Here is a 16,410-nt window from a genome sequence, read left to right as displayed (position 1 = left end):
TCAATAAAATATAAATTACTTGTACCAATATAACAAGTTTATTTTATGAAACCGACAAATTTTCGTATATAAAACTCCATAATAATGTATGTGTCTATTTGACGTATAATATGCCTAGTCGCAATAACGAATTTAGTATCTTGATATTCTTGCTTTTGATGTAATGCATATCCCCAATTAAATAGACGGCATCACGTGCGCGCGAAACAGCCACGTTCATTCGGCGCGGATCAGCATAGAAGGTTGCGGGCCCTATTGTGCGGACAAAGGAGAAGAATACGATGTCTGCTTGGCGCCCTTGAAACGCATCAACCGTATCCACCTCGACTGCAAGATGCTCTTTGATGTCGAGCTTCTTGATTGCGTTATTCAGCGCATTGCATTGCGCGCGATAAGGGGTGATCACAGCGACGCTGAGTTTTCTCTGCTTGCATTTAGCAGCTTTCTCTTTATGGCGCCTGTACATCTCGACCAGGCTGTGCGTGATGATTTCGATTTCTAGTTGATTTTTTAGCACACCCCCATGTTGCGCCGGCACATGGAAACCGCGGGATTCGTATGTGAACCAGCCAAAGTGCGTGAATTCATGGTCGGTCTCCGTACGATGGTGACCAAGGTTTCCATGGTAGAAGTGTTCGGAAATGAACGATCCGATGTGGGGCAGCATGCGGTACTGCTCTGCAAGCTGGCCTTTCATAGTGACTGGTAGGTTCTCGAAAATCTTGTCGATCACGCCATCCTTAATCAGCCGAGCCTTTGCTTCGACCAGCGTATCCAACGCATTGCTCTCGTCTTCACAGAATGTGGGGGGTAACTGTTTGTGGTCGCCAACCAATATGCACTTACGGCCAACACACAAGGCCGTGATCCATTCAGGCAGAGTTGCCTTGGAGCATTCGTCCACGACGACCAGATCAAAGCCCTCACTGTCCTCATCCAGCAGGTGATTGATCTGGTTGCAGGTGACACCAATGATCTGGTGGTTGTCAGCCAAGTTCTTGAACTGCCAGCGCGGCACTTTCACCTCACCGTTCTCGACATCACCTTGTTCGAGAACGGTGTAGAGCAAGTTCGTGAGTTGAGGAGCGAATTCCAATGCCTGATTCCACACTTCGTTGCCGCGGATCTCCGCTGCCGTACCTGCCGTGTGCGGGCATTCGTACTGGGTGATGGCGTAGCGCGGATAGCGCATCGTCTTCGAATAAATGGATTCGCCTCCAATGAGGCAAAGGCGGTCCAGTGCATTATCGACGGCCACGTGCGTCTCCGAAGTTACCAGAATGCGTGCATTCGGTTTCGCTTTAATCGTTTGCAGGACCATCTCCACGATCGCTGTGGTCTTGCCCGTGCCTGGTGGCCCCTGCAGGAAGTACAGGTCTTCCGCGGCCATCGCTTCCTTGATGAGGTCGAAGGCATTCTCACCGGGGCCGGTGTAGCCCTTCTGAATGGGTGCGCCGACCTTCAAGGCCATACTGTCCAGAGCCATTACCTGATGTGCTTCGGCAATGATCTCTTTGACCTTCTGCGCAGCTTCTTTGCTCGGCTGGCGGTGCTGGCGACTGGCATCGATCCCGTTGAGTCCGATGTCGTTGCCTCCTGCGAGCTCTTATTGCTGTAGTAGTGGTATAGTAGCCGGTTGTGGTTGATATTGCTGTTGTCGCCTTGGCGAAAGCGGATCAGGTACTCGATCTGGCGCTTGTATTTGATACACGTTTTCCAGTCATCCTTGGACAGTTCTAAGACTTTGGTTAGATACTCCAGCCAGTCATCAATGTGGTCAATGAAGTCGAAGACACAGTCTTCAGGCATGGATTGGGACAGCTTGTGATCGTTTGCGCGATCCATGTCAGTTGACCCTAGCTTTCAGGAGAGTTTCTACGCCGGCTGGATTGTTCAATCCGAGGTTGATCGTGATGCTACGGATCAACTTAGGCTTATCCTTATCTTCTACTACTGGGATGGGAAGCTCGATGGGATTGCCGATGATCTCTTCTACGATGGCCATATCTGAGTTGATGGAGAGTACACCCATGTTCACGTCGGCCATATTGGCTGAGAACAGCGCATCGAGGGACAGCAAAATTCTAGATTTGGAGAACTGAGGCAGTGCGCTCAGAAGTTGATCGCGTGAGGTGTAGCCCAGACGCACAGCGTAGCAGATAGCTAGGATCGACTCTTTGAGATTGAGATTGCGTTTGCGCCAATGGAAAGTGATTTTGGTTTTCATACGGAGGTTTATCTGTTTTGGTTCTTGAGTTCGTAGTGCTTACGGCGGCTTTCTCGGGTGCTGATCCCGATGACGCGATGCACATCGAAGTCCTTGCCTAGGCCGAAAATCTCCACGAAGCGGCGAATACTTTTGTCCGGCTCCAGTGTGTCGAACTTGCCCAGCATTTCTTTCAGTTCATTGCCACGCTTATAGATCACGTCTCTGGCCGCGCTGATCTCACGTCGTCTTTTATGGGCCTGTTCGCGTTCGTGGTACAGTCTATCCCGTGTAGCCTTGTCCCCGCTGAGGGTGGAGAAATCACCGCTTTGACGGTTTGCTTTAATTCTGGAGCAAATGTCCTGGAAGTCATTGTTTAGATCATTGAGCTCATGTTGGACTTCTTTCTGTATATCAGCAGTCCCTTTGTGCGTTGAGAACAGCTTGGATAGGGTGACGGCACCCTCAATTTTGGCGATCCACGAGTCAGCGAGGCTGTTTCCTGTGGCGACGGACCCGAAATGGTTACTGAACCCATCTTGGATCTCGCGAAAGAGTTTATTGCAATTTCTGTACTGGTCATTGAGCTTAGCCTTCTGGGTTTGATGCTTCTCAATGAGGTCTCGCGAAGAGGTTATCAGCTGGTCGCGTTTGTGACGCAGCTCCTCGATCTCCCTCCGGAGCGCCGTGAGGTGGCTCTTTAAACGGCTTAGGTTACAGTTGATCGATTTACTGTTGCTCTTTTGGTTGTTGTTCACTTGGCACACGGTGCGCTGAATGAACTCCGAGCTAACGAGAACGGGGCGCTCTTTGATCATGTGGTGCCACTCGTTGCGTTCCTTACGCTGGCTAAGCTTGTTCATCTCCATCTGCAAGGCAGTAATGAATTCCCGCAAATGGAGCTTGGTGGTGATTCGTGCGGAAAGCAGTTGAATCTCCTGCTCGGCGATAGACGTGTTCATCCATGAGTCACAGCAGACAAACATCTTATCTTGGAAGTCACCTAGATGGGTTACATAGGCGTCCGCCAAACCCAACTGCTTATTCATGAATACGATGAATTCTTTGAACTCGATATCACGCTCCTTTTTGTATGTAGCAACCTGGGTTTGATAATTACCAGCCTGAGTCTTCAGTCGCTCCATTGCAGCCTTTTCGTGCTGCTCTACTTTGTAGATTAGGGAATTTGTCTTTGATATTTCTTTTTCGAGCGATCGACCGCAGAAAAAGCGCATTATTTTCTTTAAAATCATATTAACTATGCCTGCAGCAAGAACTCATATGCTTGGTCAAATCCAGTAATCGCCGGAAGGATCAGGTCCATCCGGTCTTTCAGTGCTCCATCGAGTTCCAGTTTGAGCTGAAGATCCTCAGCGTTGTTGATTAGGCCTTGATCAATCATTGCCCTCAGATGCTCGATCTCCTTCATATAGGAATGGTTTCGGGCCCGGATCTGCTCTTCCTTCTGCCTTTCGGCCGTAATAAAGTTCGTGTCGTTTTGATACTGCTTGATCACAGGGATAAACAATAGATAGTTTAGCTCAAGATGCTTATCTAAGTCGGTACGTATCTCACCGAATTTGTCAGCCGCTTGGGTGATAAATTCCAGTTTTGTTTGCTCGTACTGCAAGTCCATTGCGTGGATCTGATACTTGAACTGCTCCATTATCTCTTCCATCTGCCTGCGCTCTGCCTGATCGATCTGATCAAAGCGACTGTACATGTCAGCTTGGATGGATTTGAGCTGGCCCTTCCGGGTGCTGTACTCGGAAAGCACCGAAATTGCACCGGCAAATGGGATGCAATCAGTCCAGGCGAATTTGTTTTCCGATAAGGTACCAACTGAAGTTGCGTACTGGGTCAGGATAATTTGCCCAGATTCGAGCTTGGCAGCTGCATCCATGATGTCCTTGATCGCGATCTTGGACCCAACGCTTTGGAAATGGCCAATAAACGATCCAATCGCCAGCGAAAACCCGATTGCGAACACTGCGCCGAGAGCGATAGGTCCGAGAGCGCCCAGAGTCGTCCCCATTACCGCTGTCGATGATACGCTGGAAGCAACGAGCTGTCCAAGGAAAGCCGACGCTGGCGCGGCTAGGCCAGTGGCGCAGGTAGTACCAACAATTTGTATGGTGCTACCGATGGAGAACGATGCAAACTCAATGCTGTCGATTTCACTGTTGCAGAATTTGTAGAGATTTTCGCCGAGCGAGATCGCGATGGCCACAGTTGCAGCAGCCACGTTTCCTTTATTCAACTGCTGGCCAATACTCCCACCGATAGATGAAGCACCGGCCTTGGCAGCAGCGCCGCCTGCAGCTTTAGCGGCGGTTTTAGACGCCACTTGTGCCGCGGCATCAGTCATCATCTGGCCGAGGTGCTGCACGCCGGTTACAGCTACAGCACGGCCAGCCCCTTTGAGTGCGCTGAACACGATATTCTGTGCTGCCTCCATGCAGCGCTCTTTGCTCATCGGCTCGTTGCTGCTCAGAATACCGTACAATTCGCCTGCCGCGGCAAATGTGGCTCCCGACAATGCTCCAGACTTAGCGGCATTGCGATACTGCATACCATTGAACTCTGCCCTGACCCGTGCAGTTTCCTTGTAGTCAGGCCCCTTACCCGTTTCCTTTGCCTCCTTGGCCAGCTCTTCAGCGCTTCCCTCGCCCTTGCGATTGAGTCCTGTGCTTTGGATGTTCTGGTCATCGTTGGACGACAGCGTGTCGGTAGCCTTGGCTGCCGTGTCTTTGTAGCTATGGGCGACTTCAGGGCGGTTCCCCTCTGCCTTTGCTGCGCGCTTGGACGCGGCGTCCTTTACATCCTGGACTTGATCCTTGGGGACCACCTTGCCAACGGCGTCGTACTTCTTTGGGGACAGTGCTGCAGCTGTTGAGTCCCCATCTTTGTAGAACTTCACCTGATAATCGTGGCTGCTACTTGGAGTGTTTACGCGAATATCTGCCACAGGGTGATTGACCTGGCCGACATCGAGCGTAGCGTTGTGGTTGAGTTGCCCTTTGGCGGCCGCTTCAATGTTGAACGAGCCGACATGGTGAGCTTCAGCAGTGAATCCCTGCTGAATATCGAGGGATTGACTTGTCAGGTTACCGCTTTTGGCAGTGACCGAATTTATGATGCCAGTCTTGTAATCGGCAAGTGCCTTGTTGAGAGCGTCGCCTTGAAGTTGATTAAAATTTCCAAAAATAAAAAATGAACCAAATGCTATACTATCTGAGTTACGTTTTAATTCTTTATCCTTTGACGACAACATGGATCTCTTCATTAAATTGATTGACAGAGTAGCGCGTCTCGGGTTTTTGTGAAAGCAGTCTCGACTGGATTATACAACCATATCAAGCGTTTTTATACCCGCATAGTAATTTATCTCGGCCTCGGCCGGTGGGATGAATCCGATGGTGTTTAAGAGGCACAGGTTGTTGTACCAGTCGACCCAGCGCAGTGTTGCCATCTCGGTAACGGGTGCACTGGGCTATGACGGATGCTGCCAGGTAACCTCGGCTTTATAGAGGTCGACGCACTGATACCACGCACCCATGTCCACTTTTCGGAAAGCAGCTTATAGACACGTATGTCCGTCATGTAGGCGAAAGCGGACCACCTGGAAATATTGAGACGGATCTCTGCTCAACTTTCGGGAATTGCTAGATCAAGCGTCTCGTAACTGATCGCTTCGACCACACGCTTGAGGTTAGGGACGTCAATCGTGGAGGTGTAGTTCATGGTCCCCTGGCTGCGATGCGTCGCTTCATGCCCCAGGAGACGATCAATCCAGATTTCGCGCAGTTCATGCCCGGTATTACGCAGCTTGGTCGAGACTGTGTGCCGGAAGCTGTGGAAACAGACTTCCCTGGGGAGACCGGCTCTGCTTCGTAGGCGCGCAAAGGCCTGAGAGAAGCTCGTCGAGCGGTCGCCCGTTTTTGTGACGACCAGATCCGGGAATAGCCAGACCTGATCGGGCTTCATGAAAGACAGAATACCCTTTGCAATCAGCTCAGGGTGGATTGGTACGATGCGTGTGCCAGCCTGTGTCTTTGGGGACCATCCAGTCTCGCTGTGCGGGCGGACTTGGAAACAGGCGACACCCTCGATTATCTCGATGTCGGTGCAGCGCAGGTTGCAGATCTCACCAAGTCTCATACCTGTGCAGGCAGCAACATTGATGATTGCGGCTGCCGCGCGTGCAGAGGGTATGCGGCTTGACCATGGTGTCGCACTGAGCTGCGCCAGTTCAGCGTCGCTGAAGCAGCGTCTTTCGACCTTCTTCGTGACATGGTAGTCCCAGCCTGCCCAGACGTTGCGTGACACCAGATCACGCTGCAAGAGGAGCGCCCAAAGAGCGGAGAGACGAGAGAAGTGGTTCTTGACCGTCTTGGCGCTGATGGTCTCGAGCTTCTCGGTTTCAGCGCGAGCGACCTCGTCACGGATCGAGCGGCCGTTGCGTTCCTTGCCATGGGTGGAGGGAAGGCGGAAGAGGAGATCACGGAACTCGCCTGCCGTCTCGCCGGTAATCCGTTCGGCCTCCATGTCGCCGAAGGCATCGATGAACAGGTTAAGCGCTTTGCGCGTGCCGCGTTTCGTATCCTCCGAGCGATTGGTATCTGGGTAAATAAAACGCTCCGCAGCCATGCTGACCGTCAGAAGCTTTGAGCGGGAACCGGAGCTTGCAAGCTTTTTCCTCGGCGTGGATGGTTTGCGTGGGTCTGGTTCAGCAGTCAGCGGCACTGGGGCGATAGGTTCGCTCTTCGTAGCGGTTCCAATGTCGACGACGATGCTTTTCAGGAGATCGACCTGAGCGGCCAGATTGGCGGCCTCCGCACGCGCTTCAGGCAGATCCTTCTTCACGATTTTCCGCATCGTTTCGAGCCGCTCGGTATCCTTGGCAAGATAGGGGCCGATGATGGAGAGAAAACGCGTCACGAGGTTGTTGAACTCGAGGAAGCGTACCTGAACCTCTGTCATTTCCCTTTCATGCTTGAGTTCGAGCAGGCGCATTTTGATGGCATGGGCAGACTCGGTATCGCGAACGAAGCTCTCATAAAAAGTGATGATCTCGTCTGGTGTGGGCGGTCGGGCTTTCGAGTCACTCATGGCGCGCACCTTGTCGAAGAACTGTCCGGTCCGGTCATATAGCTGTGCCGCCCGTCTGCGAGCCTCGAGTTTAGCCGAAGTATCAAGCGAAAGGGAGATCTCGGACCGCTTAAGGAGAGGCTGGATATCCTTCGGCACGGCCCTGCGAAAATGGTAGCGGGACCCTATCAGACGCAGCATCAAACTTTCCCGTTCTGGGAAGAATTCCGGAAAAACCCCGGTTTAACGCGTCGAGAGCCAAAAAACCTATGATTTTCAATGAGATAGTGGTGCGAACTATGGGACTCGAAACCATACAGGTTCGAAACGCACCCTGATAAGGCACTGAAAAACAACCATGTTTCTCAAGCGATGTTGCACTAGAGTGTAGCAGAGTTTGCTACATCCTCAAGCGTCAAATGCGTGTTGCGAGGCGCTGAATGGTTCTCAGTCCGACCCCATACTCCTTGGCTAATGCGGTCCCGGTTTCTTCTCCATAGCGCCTAGGGATAGCTTCTTGGGCTTGCCTGCTGAGCTTGGGTTTCCTGCCCATTTTGATGCCACTCTCCATGGCTCTCTTCCTGCCAGATTGGGTGCGATCAATGATGAGGGCGCGTTCGAACTCGGCGAAAGAGGCGAGGAGGTTCATCGTCAGGCTTCCCATCATGTCATCCCTGATGGTGCCAACCCCATGGATGGTTATGGCAATGCCCTGCTGTCTGATATTCTGAAGGACGGTCAGGATGTCGAGGGTGGACCTTCCGAGCCTGTCGAGCTTCATGACGACAAGCTCGTCACCTGTCTGGAGTTTCTTCAGCAATTTCGCGAGTTGTGGTCTGTCATCAGATTTCACGGCGCCGGAAATCTTCTCTTTAAAGATGTCGGCCCTTGGGACACCTAAGGCCATCAAAGCGTCTTTCTGTTCCTGTAAATCCTGTCCTAAAGTCGATACTCTGCAATAGCCATATTTCACACAATTCCCCTTATAGTTCTGGCGGGGATTTATGGTGGTCCATTTTCTGCGATTTTATAACACCGTTATATCTCTTGATATAGAGCGGCAATGTAGCGGAAGAAAATCAAAAATCTGTGAGTGAGGGTATAAATATTATAATTTACTTTACTTTTCCTATCGTGGGACGTAGATTTAGTATCTTCTTTCTATAATCAATACTTTTGAGGCAAGGTCATGACCTATAGAAATGCCAACTATACAGCATTTTATGTTTCCGAACCGTTCCATGCTAGTGCCTTAGGAGCTCATGCAACTAAGGACTTCCAATATTATAATACCTTGAAAATGTGGAAGGGAGGAGATACGACTTTTCCATTTGTAGACGCGCATGAAAAAACTTATAATGTGCGGGATGGAAGTGATTGGGAGTTAACATTAAAACCGAGGTTGCGAGAAAGGATTCGCGAGTCAAAAAATATCATTTTAATACTTAGTTCCTTTACAAAAAATTCCTCTGCTCTTAGAGAGGAAATCGATTACGGGATAAACAATCAAGGGCTACCAATTATTGTAGTCTATCCTGAGTACTCCACCAAAGCAGATTTATTGATCAACAATGAATTAAAAACCTCAGTAAAAAATCTATGGAACAATCTTCCAATTTTTAGGGATTCAATGGGAAAAGTACCAACACTTCATGTCCCCATGAATAAAGATGTTATAATAAAGTCACTGAAAGATAGCGACTTTATGGTCGGAAGTAAAACAAATCCCAATACTTTCTATTTTAAGGCATCGTAAGGGTAGTATTGTGGCTAGGGTAAGATTTTTTGACAAAAGAATTGTAAAGATTTTTCTCACCACAACATCGGCAGTGAGTAGTGCAATTTCAGCTGTCGTATTATTTATTGATATCCCGGCAGAGTGGAAGATAAAGCTGGGATGTATTTTTGTGTTTTTATTGCTATGCTGCTATTTAATAATATGGATATGGTCTAAAAATCTAAATTCAATAACGATTGATGTTGAAGGGAGTGATGTTGCCATCAAGGTTGGAGATATTTTTCAGCAAAATGGATTGAAGGCAATTGCTTTCAACGAATATTTCGACACCAAAGTAGATAATAAAATAATTTCTGAAAATTCTCTCAATGGTATTTTTATAAACAAATATCTTAATATTACAGCGTCCGAATTGAACACTTATATAAAAAATTATAAGTTTGAATCTGAAGAAGAATTTTCTTGTAATGAAAAAAGATTGGACGGAAACAAAAAAAAATTTAAAATTGGTACAATTTGTCAATATGAAGATTATCTTTTGACTGCATTTTCTAAATTTGATTCAAGTAATAGAGCATTTCTAACAATGCCTGAATATCTGGAATTTTTAGTAAATTTTTGGGATGAGGTAAATAAAATATACGCTCAAAAAAATGTTTCCACTACTATATTTGGGTCTGGAATAACCAGAATAAAGGGACACAAAAATATTTCAGACGAAGATTTATTGAAAATAATGCTATGGACATTTAGGATCAGTGAAATGAGATTTAAATATCCCGCAAAACTAACTATCGTTATAAGTGCAGATAAGATTGAAAAAATAAATCTTCTGGACATCAAATCTGTTAGAAACGGCGTCTAATTATTTTTATTTCTTATAGTCATTTTCGTCCCAAAAACACCTGTTTTGGGAATAGTCCAATTTTGCATGGCTGTGAGTCCGGTCATGCGATTACGGGACGGGGTTTGTGATAAGGTTTTCAGGAGTTCATGGCTCGCCATGCCGTCATCTTGGAGACGTGCAGGAGCTTTGCCACCTCCCTTGCTGACAGCCCCTGCGCCTTAAGGCGTCTGGCCTGAGCGAGGTCCTCCTCGGGCAGGGAGGGGCGTCTTCCCAAACGTGTTCCTTTCGCCTTTGCCGTTTCCAGCCCAGACAGCACGCGCTCACGAATGATGTTGCGTTCGAACTCCGCAAAGCCTGCGAGAAGCAACAGGAACAACTTGCCTCCGGCGCCTGAGGTGTCGATGCCGAGATTGAGGATACGCACCGCCACGCCTCGCTTTTTCAGCACATCGATGAGGGTCAGCACGTCCAGTGCATTGCGCCCGAGCCGGTCCAGTTTGGCCACAATGAGCGTGTCTCCTGCATGGAGCTTTCGCACCAGTTTCCTGAGCGCCGGTCGCGTCTTCCATGAGGTCGCCCCCGAGATGGTCTCGGTCACGATGCTGTCCTCGCTCACGCCCTCACGGAGCAGGTCGCTCACCTGATTGTCTGTCTGTTGTCGCGATGTGCTTACCCTCGCATAGCCATATTTTCCCATATTCCCGTCCTGTCATTGCGGGACAGCTTTTCGGTACGTCTGCACCCGGTTTCGCCATCCTCCCATTATCGTAACAGAATCAGGTGTTTACGGGATATCCTGGGGGCAGGTTCAGCACTGCACAGGGTGTGTGACGACCTCGTTCTGTTCGGAATGAGCGTCTGTTTTTCCCCTGTTTATCGGAGGGGATGCACCCGGCATGGATGTCGAGATTTTCGGTCGCAAGGTCTGGATTTACGGAATCCAGGGACGGGTCAGCGGTCTGCGGTCATGGACCGAGACCCACACCCACACCACAACCTCGGGAGGACAGGTCAGGGATTGCGGACCCGGCGGTCTTCAGGTGGATGCGCCAAGGGTCAATGTCCATACCACCCATCACCAGAGCTTCTGGGTCATCGCGCCCTCGGGCCGTGAGTGGCAGGGCAGGGGTAACTATCCCCTGCGAGAGGGTCAGGAAGTGCGTGTTCTCTGGGCGGGGCTCGGTGGTCAAACCACAACGGGTCATGTCGTGATGCATAACCGGACGCTCCAGAAGCTATGGACCAATCCGATGGATTTACCTCGTGCTCTGACCTTCCATGGCATCAAGCGCCTGACCCTGAAATATCTCGCCGTGCTGGCTGTGGTGTTCGGCGTCTCCTTGTACTTCCCCCTTACATACAGCGACGCTGGTACCGGCGCCTTTTTCAAAGGTCTCTTCGTGTGTCTGGTTCTGGTCGCTATCGGCGCCATGCATCGCATGCGGATGATACGGGACAATCAGAGCGAAGCCCTCTCCGTCATTCAGAAAGCCGTGGCGAATGACCCCGAGCTTCAACAGTCGCTTTCGGCCTGACGCACAGTGGCAGGCTTTGCCGTTCCGGCGCCTCGTCTTTCTCTTCCCCACCTCATAAGGACTGACATCCATGAGACCCTTCGGTTCTCTGCTCTCTGTGCTCATGCTTGCAGGTCTCACCGCCTGTGCCTCGGCTGGTGATGCTTCCATGAAAAACCTCACGGCATCGGAGGTCGATAGCGTCATCCATGATGGTGTCACGACTGGTGATGAGGTCCAGCGTCGTTTCGGTGCGCCTTCGGAAATCTCTCAGGAGAACGGGGCCACCATCTGGAGCTATGCCTACACGTCTGGCCGGGAGGATAACCTCTCCTTGGCTCAGGAGGCTGTGGGTCTCGGCTTCCTCGGCACACGGAGCAATAATGAGAGCAAATCCCTTGATGTCACGCTGAGGAACAACATCGTTCAGTCCCATCGCTTTGCCGTCAAGCATATCAGCGGTGGTAGCGGGGTGAGGCAATGACCATGAAGCACGCTCTTGCCCTCCTCGTCCTGACGATGCCCCTCACGGCTCAGGCCCAGACCATGACCGAATGCATGCTGGCGCGTAATCAGGGCATGATAAGCCCTGCCTGTGGCAAACTGCTCGGCCTGTCAGACAGGTCGGCCCAGCCTCCCGAGGATAATGGCGGGGTGCATCTGAAACAGACGCTCTCCTACATGCCTCTGGGCAATCGTCTGGGGAATGCCAGTATCCTTGGTCTGTCTCTGGGGATGACGCAGGATAAGGCCACGCAGACGCTCAGGAACTGGTGTCAGCGTGACCCGAACATCGTGAACACGGCCATCTCCACCACCTACAAGGGCGCGCATGTCGAGACGCAATTCTTCCCGAGGCAGATGCAATGCTCCAAAGGCGATGACACCATCGAGATAACGCTCTCCGCGCCTGTGATGGGGTCGGTGGTCACACAGATAGAGCGGAATGTCTCCTTTGCTCCCGATAGCGCTCCGACCTTTGCAACGTTTCAGGAGGAAGTCGCCGGGAAATACGGTCTGCATCTGCCAGTTCCCGGACCCTATGGGGAAGCCAGTCGCCAGCTCTATGCCAATATGGCGGGGCAGGAGATTGAGGGGGTGATTCACGCTGTCTCGCCCCGAAGCGAGGATGTCTCGACCTATGACGTGCCGGGAGAAGCAGGGCTGTTGCAGGTGCGTCTCCAGAGCGTGTCAGGCAATCCGGCCAATATCGGCCATATCAGCTTCGACCTGCACGACATGCGGGCTGAGCGCATGGTGGCGAGCGAATTACTCAAGCAACTCAATGCATCCGTCGATGCGAAACTCGGCAAGGCGTCATCGCTGAAGCCCGAGCTTTGACGCTGTCATCCGGGGGGAATTATCCCCTCGGCTGACTTGCCCCTCACACAATACCCATGATGCCAGACAGGGACGGGCGGGTATTGGCTGATGTGGGACGGATAGGTGGAAGAGCCTGTGAGGCATTGCGTGTCCTGTCGCCTCCGCCTGTGCCTGATTGCATATGACGAGCTTCCACCGTCTGCTTCCCCGCTCTCTGGCGCAATGTGGTGACACGGGCCTTGGCAGAGAGAAGGTTGATGCGGGCCATCTGCATGACCTCGTTATCCTGCGTCTCTTCGAGATAGGCCAGAACCTCTTTCAGGGCCTGCTTCTCTCTCAGATAGTCCTTCACCTCAGGCAGGTTCATCCAGTCGCGGTGCTTGTGCGCGCGACTGCTCACAATCCAGTCCGCCATCCATTTCATCGCATATAAGAAATTGCTGTCATCGTTCATATCGAGCTTGCCGATATCGTGTCGGTGATAGCCGAGAGCGTCCAACGCCTCATCGAAGACGGCTCTGGCCTTGCGAGCTTCTACTCTGTGCCATGGCGTCCATAGGGTGACGCGGGCTTCTGCATCCAGCCAGTCCTGTCTCAATCCAGCCAGACGCTTCTCATGGCCAGTCCTGATATACGCTGTATCACGCGATTTTGGGTCGGGATGAGGTTCGGCTGGGAGATGGGACCAGCGGGACTGAAAGCTCTCGGCCAGCTCGGTCAGCAGGTCAGCAAAGCGCTTCTGGTTATGGAGATGGTCGCGGAGTTGGTGTTCTTTCTCTGCCTGAGCCTCGTTGAAATCGATGACTGCCTGCACCTCTGATTGTGTCATGCCACGGGTAATGCTGGCGCGTGTTTTGGGGGATGACCCAGGTATGGCTCCAGTTCCAGCCACACTCCCAACGGAGGCGCCGATTCTCAGAACAGGCTTTGATATTTTTCTTCCGCTTGCCGGTTCAGGTGCTGTGCTGACGGAATCCTCAGAGGGTTTGCATGGGTCTAGTGAAGGTGTTCCATGTTTATCATCAGAGGGGTCAACGGGGGTTTCCCCCTTGCCAGTTGGGTCTCGTGATGTGTCACGGGGGCCAGGGCTGGCTATGCCTTCCTTACGTCCCTGACGTATCACGCTCTGTTCAGATGTTTCATGACCGAGGACGAAGGCGCTGAACTCTGCCTTGCGAACACCAAGCAGGCGGGAGAGTGAGCCCACGATAACGCCATGCTCGTCTTTGAGAAGCGCCACGTCTGGTTTTCTGTCTCCTGCCATGAGAGACCAGCCTTGCGAAGATATCGCACTCTGGAAGGCCTGCCAGTCTGTGCTTCCGGCATAGAGGTCACGCAGGACATATTTGATGTCGAACGGCTTTCCTCCCTGTCTCTGACTGCGTCTGGATTGCGGGTCGGAGAGGACTGAGTTCGGGAGAGGCCCCTCACAGAGCGTCTGTAATCTCTCGCGGTACTCCTCTGGAACGGCGTGATACACAGCCAAATTGTGGCGTCCCTTGGTTAGCTCCAGCCCGTGCTTCAGCTCGAACAGACGCGCGACTTTCTCCTGACGTTCATAGCGGTGTGACACATCCAGAACCTTGCCTGTCTCTGCGTTCGTGGTGCGAACGAGAATATGGCAATGGCGGTTATCAGCCTCGCCATCATGGCGTGTCTTGGTGTGGATGACGGCAAGGGCAACATCTGACGCGGTGAACCCGAACTCCTGCGCCAGCATGGTGATGCAGTCTGCAAACTGCTCCGTCGTCAGTTTCTCGCGTGATGAGAGCTGGAAATGCTGGACAGCATTGACGCGACCGAAAGCCGTGGCATCCGCAATGCAGTCCTCTATGTTCTGACGTCTGCCCTTCCATACTTCGATGCGTTCATTGTCGCCGGTCTTCCCGACGAGATGATGCCATATGGCGCCGGAACCGGATGCGGTCCTGATGGGGTTGCTCTTGAGTATCATCTGACTCTCCCCAGAACGCGATTGATGCGGGCCTTGAGGTCATCAAGCTCAGGAAGCTTGGAGGCGATCTCCACCTGTTCGCCAGCATTCAGACGTTTCGCAATCTGGTTGAGGTTATTTCCCATGGCTGAGAGTTCCTGACGCAGGGCCAGAAGCTCCTGTGCAATCGAAATCCCTCCAGCCAGTTCGTCCAGCAGAACCCTGCGACACCAGACAGACAGTCTGCGTGGTCCTGCGATACGTTTTAATCTCTCCTGTTCCTCCGGACTGATCCGGATGTGTAATGTCTCCGTTCTCATAAGCTGTCCTCATTTCTGAGGACTATTGTGACACCGGGTTATGCAAAGGAGAGCGTCCAACGATATCCGTTCAATCAAGGCTACGCCTTGGCGGACCCATTAAAACAGTTTGCGTACGGCGTATTGAGACCTGAATGGTTCTTCAAACATATCGGAGACGTTATTCAAGGTCTGTTCTATGTGAAAGCCATTATCAAAGATTGCCAGACATACAGCCTTTCCCGCCACATCCAGAACGATACCATTATCGATGATGGCATAATCAGCGTAATCAGGAACAAGGTCGGGATGGAAGTTTGATACCCACTCCTGTGTGTAGAGAGGAAGTTGCTCGGTATCGATGCGGAGATACTCATTATTGGGGGACGTATAGATATCGTAAAAGGCAAACGCCGTTCGTAGAGCCCAAACGTTGCGGATAGGCCCTGCAATAGAGAGGTCGAGTAAATCATCGTCCTTCGTCTGTTGGATACGTCTCGACGTATCGCGAAAGTCAACAAACTTCACGAACAACCCATATGTGTCATCGATAAAAGGTGCTATTTCCTCGTCAGGGGATGCCGTAATGATTGTGCCTGTTTCCAGACGGATTTCGACTTCAAAGACTCTATCGGTTTTTGTCTGGATAACCTGCTGTCCCTCAAGGGAATAGATGAGTCTCATATCATCATTGGTAAAATAACGGGTGCAGTGGGCCATAAGCGTATCTCTTCCAGGAGGGGGCTGTCCAAGGAATCCCATACATTCGCAAGGCAGACCGCAGGCTCGAACACCTTCTTGGTTCTTATATAAACACTTTGGAACAGGACCAGAGTGAGAGACTATGTTCTCCTGCTTCGGCGCCTTCGAAATCATGGAAACCCTGGGTGTGTTTGTTACCCTGAAATCCTTCACCACCCTGAAATGAAGGGTATGCAGGAGCATGGTTTGCAGTCTCTGGGTATCGGTTCCGGCATAGTGGAAATCAGGATGGCGAGCTGACAGCCTGTTCAGTCTCTCATCAGCAAGCCCACGCAGAAGCAGGAGAACAGCCCCTCCTAAGGTTTTCTGTTTCATCAGTTGTCTGGCTCTACTGACACGCCATTCAGAGAGAGTGCCGGTGTCCTTGCCCTCGTATACACCCCGGTAACGGCGCTTGATGTCTTTCCTCAGTCCGATGAAGGTCAGGCTGGTTTCAGGCTTGCCATGGTCCTTGGTCGTATAACGTGACGCTCTGGCGACATCACGGATATCCTTGATAGCCTCATCTCGTCTGTCGAGTTCATTGGGGAAGGCGCTGAGTATCTCTTCCTCGACCCATGCCCTGTGTTCAGATGAGACATAGAGCTGAATGTGATAATGGGGTGTTTCATCCTCATGCAGTTCCAGCGCTGTCATACCCAGCAGGAGAATATCCCTGTCTCGGGCTTTACGTTTCACACGCTTCCAGCGTCTGCTG

The 16,410-nt window shown here is 51.4% G+C and carries 16 protein-coding genes and 1 pseudogene; 5 read left to right on the top strand and 12 right to left on the bottom strand.

The genetic code is table 11. From position 1 onward, the window contains the following. Positions 1-94: 94 nt before the first annotated feature. From JCM25354_RS16610 to JCM25354_RS04415, 8 genes and pseudogenes are all read right to left on the bottom strand, one after another. The gene (locus tag JCM25354_RS16610) at positions 95-1,486 is read right to left on the bottom strand and encodes an AAA domain-containing protein (protein ID WP_199899902.1); all 1,392 of its coding nucleotides are present in this window, start codon (positions 1,484-1,486) and stop codon (positions 95-97) included. Next, positions 1,486-1,845, bottom strand: coding sequence for a hypothetical protein (locus tag JCM25354_RS21585; protein ID WP_199899901.1), 360 nt, complete (start codon positions 1,843-1,845; stop codon positions 1,486-1,488). Before JCM25354_RS21585 ends, JCM25354_RS16610 begins: the two co-directional genes overlap by 1 nt. A 1-nt stretch (position 1,846) precedes the next feature. Continuing rightward, complete coding sequence (locus tag JCM25354_RS04435; protein WP_025885117.1) at positions 1,847-2,227, bottom strand: hypothetical protein; 381 nt, start codon at positions 2,225-2,227, stop codon at positions 1,847-1,849. 8 nt (positions 2,228-2,235) lie between these two features. Beyond that, positions 2,236-3,459 carry a hypothetical protein gene (locus JCM25354_RS04430; protein WP_025885116.1) on the bottom strand — a complete coding sequence of 408 codons (1,224 nt, stop codon included), beginning with the start codon at positions 3,457-3,459 and terminating at the stop codon, positions 2,236-2,238. A 5-nt stretch (positions 3,460-3,464) separates the two neighbouring features. Beyond that, positions 3,465-5,480: a hypothetical protein gene (locus tag JCM25354_RS04425; RefSeq protein ID WP_025885115.1), complete on the bottom strand. Its 2,016-nt coding sequence runs from the start codon at positions 5,478-5,480 to the stop codon at positions 3,465-3,467. A gap of 69 nt (positions 5,481-5,549) precedes the next feature. Then, positions 5,550-5,681 (bottom strand): annotated as a pseudogene (locus tag JCM25354_RS20945) (IS3 family transposase); the annotation flags it as partial. A gap of 173 nt (positions 5,682-5,854) precedes the next feature. Then, a complete protein-coding gene (locus JCM25354_RS04420; RefSeq protein WP_025885114.1) occupies positions 5,855-7,498 on the bottom strand; it encodes a DUF6538 domain-containing protein in 1,644 nt (547 codons plus the stop codon). Positions 7,499-7,712: 214 nt separating this feature from the next. Next, positions 7,713-8,270, bottom strand: a complete 558-nt coding sequence (locus JCM25354_RS04415; protein ID WP_035446713.1) for a recombinase family protein — start codon at positions 8,268-8,270, stop codon at positions 7,713-7,715. Between the two features lie 216 nt (positions 8,271-8,486). Between JCM25354_RS04415 and JCM25354_RS04410 the strand changes: the two genes are divergently transcribed. Continuing rightward, positions 8,487-9,053 carry a TIR domain-containing protein gene (locus JCM25354_RS04410; protein WP_025885112.1) on the top strand — a complete coding sequence of 189 codons (567 nt, stop codon included), beginning with the start codon at positions 8,487-8,489 and terminating at the stop codon, positions 9,051-9,053. 10 nt (positions 9,054-9,063) lie between these two features. After that, a complete protein-coding gene (locus JCM25354_RS04405; RefSeq protein ID WP_025885111.1) occupies positions 9,064-9,900 on the top strand; it encodes a macro domain-containing protein in 837 nt (278 codons plus the stop codon). Between the two features lie 118 nt (positions 9,901-10,018). Here JCM25354_RS04405 and JCM25354_RS04400 read toward each other — a convergent pair whose 3' ends face one another. Continuing rightward, entirely contained in the window at positions 10,019-10,579 is a 561-nt protein-coding gene (locus JCM25354_RS04400; protein WP_025885110.1) for a recombinase family protein, read from the bottom strand. Positions 10,580-10,778: 199 nt separating this feature from the next. Here JCM25354_RS04400 and JCM25354_RS04395 point away from each other — a divergent pair, with 199 nt between their 5' ends. The 3 genes from JCM25354_RS04395 (at position 10,779) to JCM25354_RS04385 (ending at position 12,737) form a co-directional block, all read left to right on the top strand. After that, positions 10,779-11,417 (top strand): hypothetical protein, encoded by a 639-nt coding sequence (locus tag JCM25354_RS04395; protein WP_025885109.1) that lies wholly within the window; start codon positions 10,779-10,781, stop codon positions 11,415-11,417. Between the two features lie 70 nt (positions 11,418-11,487). Next, positions 11,488-11,880 (top strand): hypothetical protein, encoded by a 393-nt coding sequence (locus JCM25354_RS04390; protein WP_025885108.1) that lies wholly within the window; start codon positions 11,488-11,490, stop codon positions 11,878-11,880. Continuing rightward, a complete protein-coding gene (locus JCM25354_RS04385) occupies positions 11,877-12,737 on the top strand; it encodes a hypothetical protein (RefSeq protein WP_025885107.1) in 861 nt (286 codons plus the stop codon). Before JCM25354_RS04390 ends, JCM25354_RS04385 begins: the two co-directional genes overlap by 4 nt. Before the next feature lie 43 nt (positions 12,738-12,780). Here the strand turns inward: JCM25354_RS04385 and JCM25354_RS04380 are convergent, their stop codons facing one another. From JCM25354_RS04380 to JCM25354_RS19910, 3 genes are all read right to left on the bottom strand, one after another. After that, positions 12,781-14,673: a relaxase/mobilization nuclease domain-containing protein gene (locus JCM25354_RS04380; RefSeq protein WP_025885106.1), complete on the bottom strand. Its 1,893-nt coding sequence runs from the start codon at positions 14,671-14,673 to the stop codon at positions 12,781-12,783. Then, positions 14,670-14,972, bottom strand: a complete 303-nt coding sequence (gene mobC, locus JCM25354_RS04375) for a plasmid mobilization relaxosome protein MobC (RefSeq protein ID WP_025885105.1) — start codon at positions 14,970-14,972, stop codon at positions 14,670-14,672. The genes JCM25354_RS04380 and mobC overlap by 4 nt, the downstream gene beginning before the upstream one ends. 99 nt (positions 14,973-15,071) lie before the next feature. Beyond that, entirely contained in the window at positions 15,072-16,391 is a 1,320-nt protein-coding gene (locus tag JCM25354_RS19910) for a hypothetical protein (protein WP_025885104.1), read from the bottom strand. Positions 16,392-16,410 lie beyond the last annotated feature (19 nt).

It is taken from the genome of Asaia prunellae JCM 25354, assembly GCF_000613885.1.
Lineage (GTDB): Bacteria > Pseudomonadota > Alphaproteobacteria > Acetobacterales > Acetobacteraceae > Asaia > Asaia prunellae.
Note: the sequence above shows the minus strand (reverse complement) of the source record. Positions and strands in the feature narration are given on the sequence as shown.

Bases quoted from the DNA above. Each gene is read 5' to 3' on its own strand.
- JCM25354_RS16610 (WP_199899902.1), bottom strand. From the start codon at position 1,486: ATGGCTCTGGACAGTATGGCCTTGAAGGTCGGCGCACCCATTCAGAAG.
- JCM25354_RS21585 (WP_199899901.1), bottom strand. From the start codon at position 1,845: ATGGATCGCGCAAACGATCACAAGCTGTCCCAATCCATGCCTGAAGAC.
- JCM25354_RS04435 (WP_025885117.1), bottom strand. From the start codon at position 2,227: ATGAAAACCAAAATCACTTTCCATTGGCGCAAACGCAATCTCAATCTC.
- JCM25354_RS04430 (WP_025885116.1), bottom strand. From the start codon at position 3,459: ATGATTTTAAAGAAAATAATGCGCTTTTTCTGCGGTCGATCGCTCGAA.
- JCM25354_RS04425 (WP_025885115.1), bottom strand. From the start codon at position 5,480: ATGTTGTCGTCAAAGGATAAAGAATTAAAACGTAACTCAGATAGTATA.
- JCM25354_RS04420 (WP_025885114.1), bottom strand. From the start codon at position 7,498: ATGCTGCGTCTGATAGGGTCCCGCTACCATTTTCGCAGGGCCGTGCCG.
- JCM25354_RS04410 (WP_025885112.1), top strand. From the start codon at position 8,487: ATGACCTATAGAAATGCCAACTATACAGCATTTTATGTTTCCGAACCG.
- JCM25354_RS04400 (WP_025885110.1), bottom strand. From the start codon at position 10,579: ATGGGAAAATATGGCTATGCGAGGGTAAGCACATCGCGACAACAGACA.
- JCM25354_RS04395 (WP_025885109.1), top strand. From the start codon at position 10,779: ATGGATGTCGAGATTTTCGGTCGCAAGGTCTGGATTTACGGAATCCAG.
- JCM25354_RS04390 (WP_025885108.1), top strand. From the start codon at position 11,488: ATGAGACCCTTCGGTTCTCTGCTCTCTGTGCTCATGCTTGCAGGTCTC.
- JCM25354_RS04385 (WP_025885107.1), top strand. From the start codon at position 11,877: ATGACCATGAAGCACGCTCTTGCCCTCCTCGTCCTGACGATGCCCCTC.
- JCM25354_RS04380 (WP_025885106.1), bottom strand. From the start codon at position 14,673: ATGATACTCAAGAGCAACCCCATCAGGACCGCATCCGGTTCCGGCGCC.
- mobC (WP_025885105.1), bottom strand. From the start codon at position 14,972: ATGAGAACGGAGACATTACACATCCGGATCAGTCCGGAGGAACAGGAG.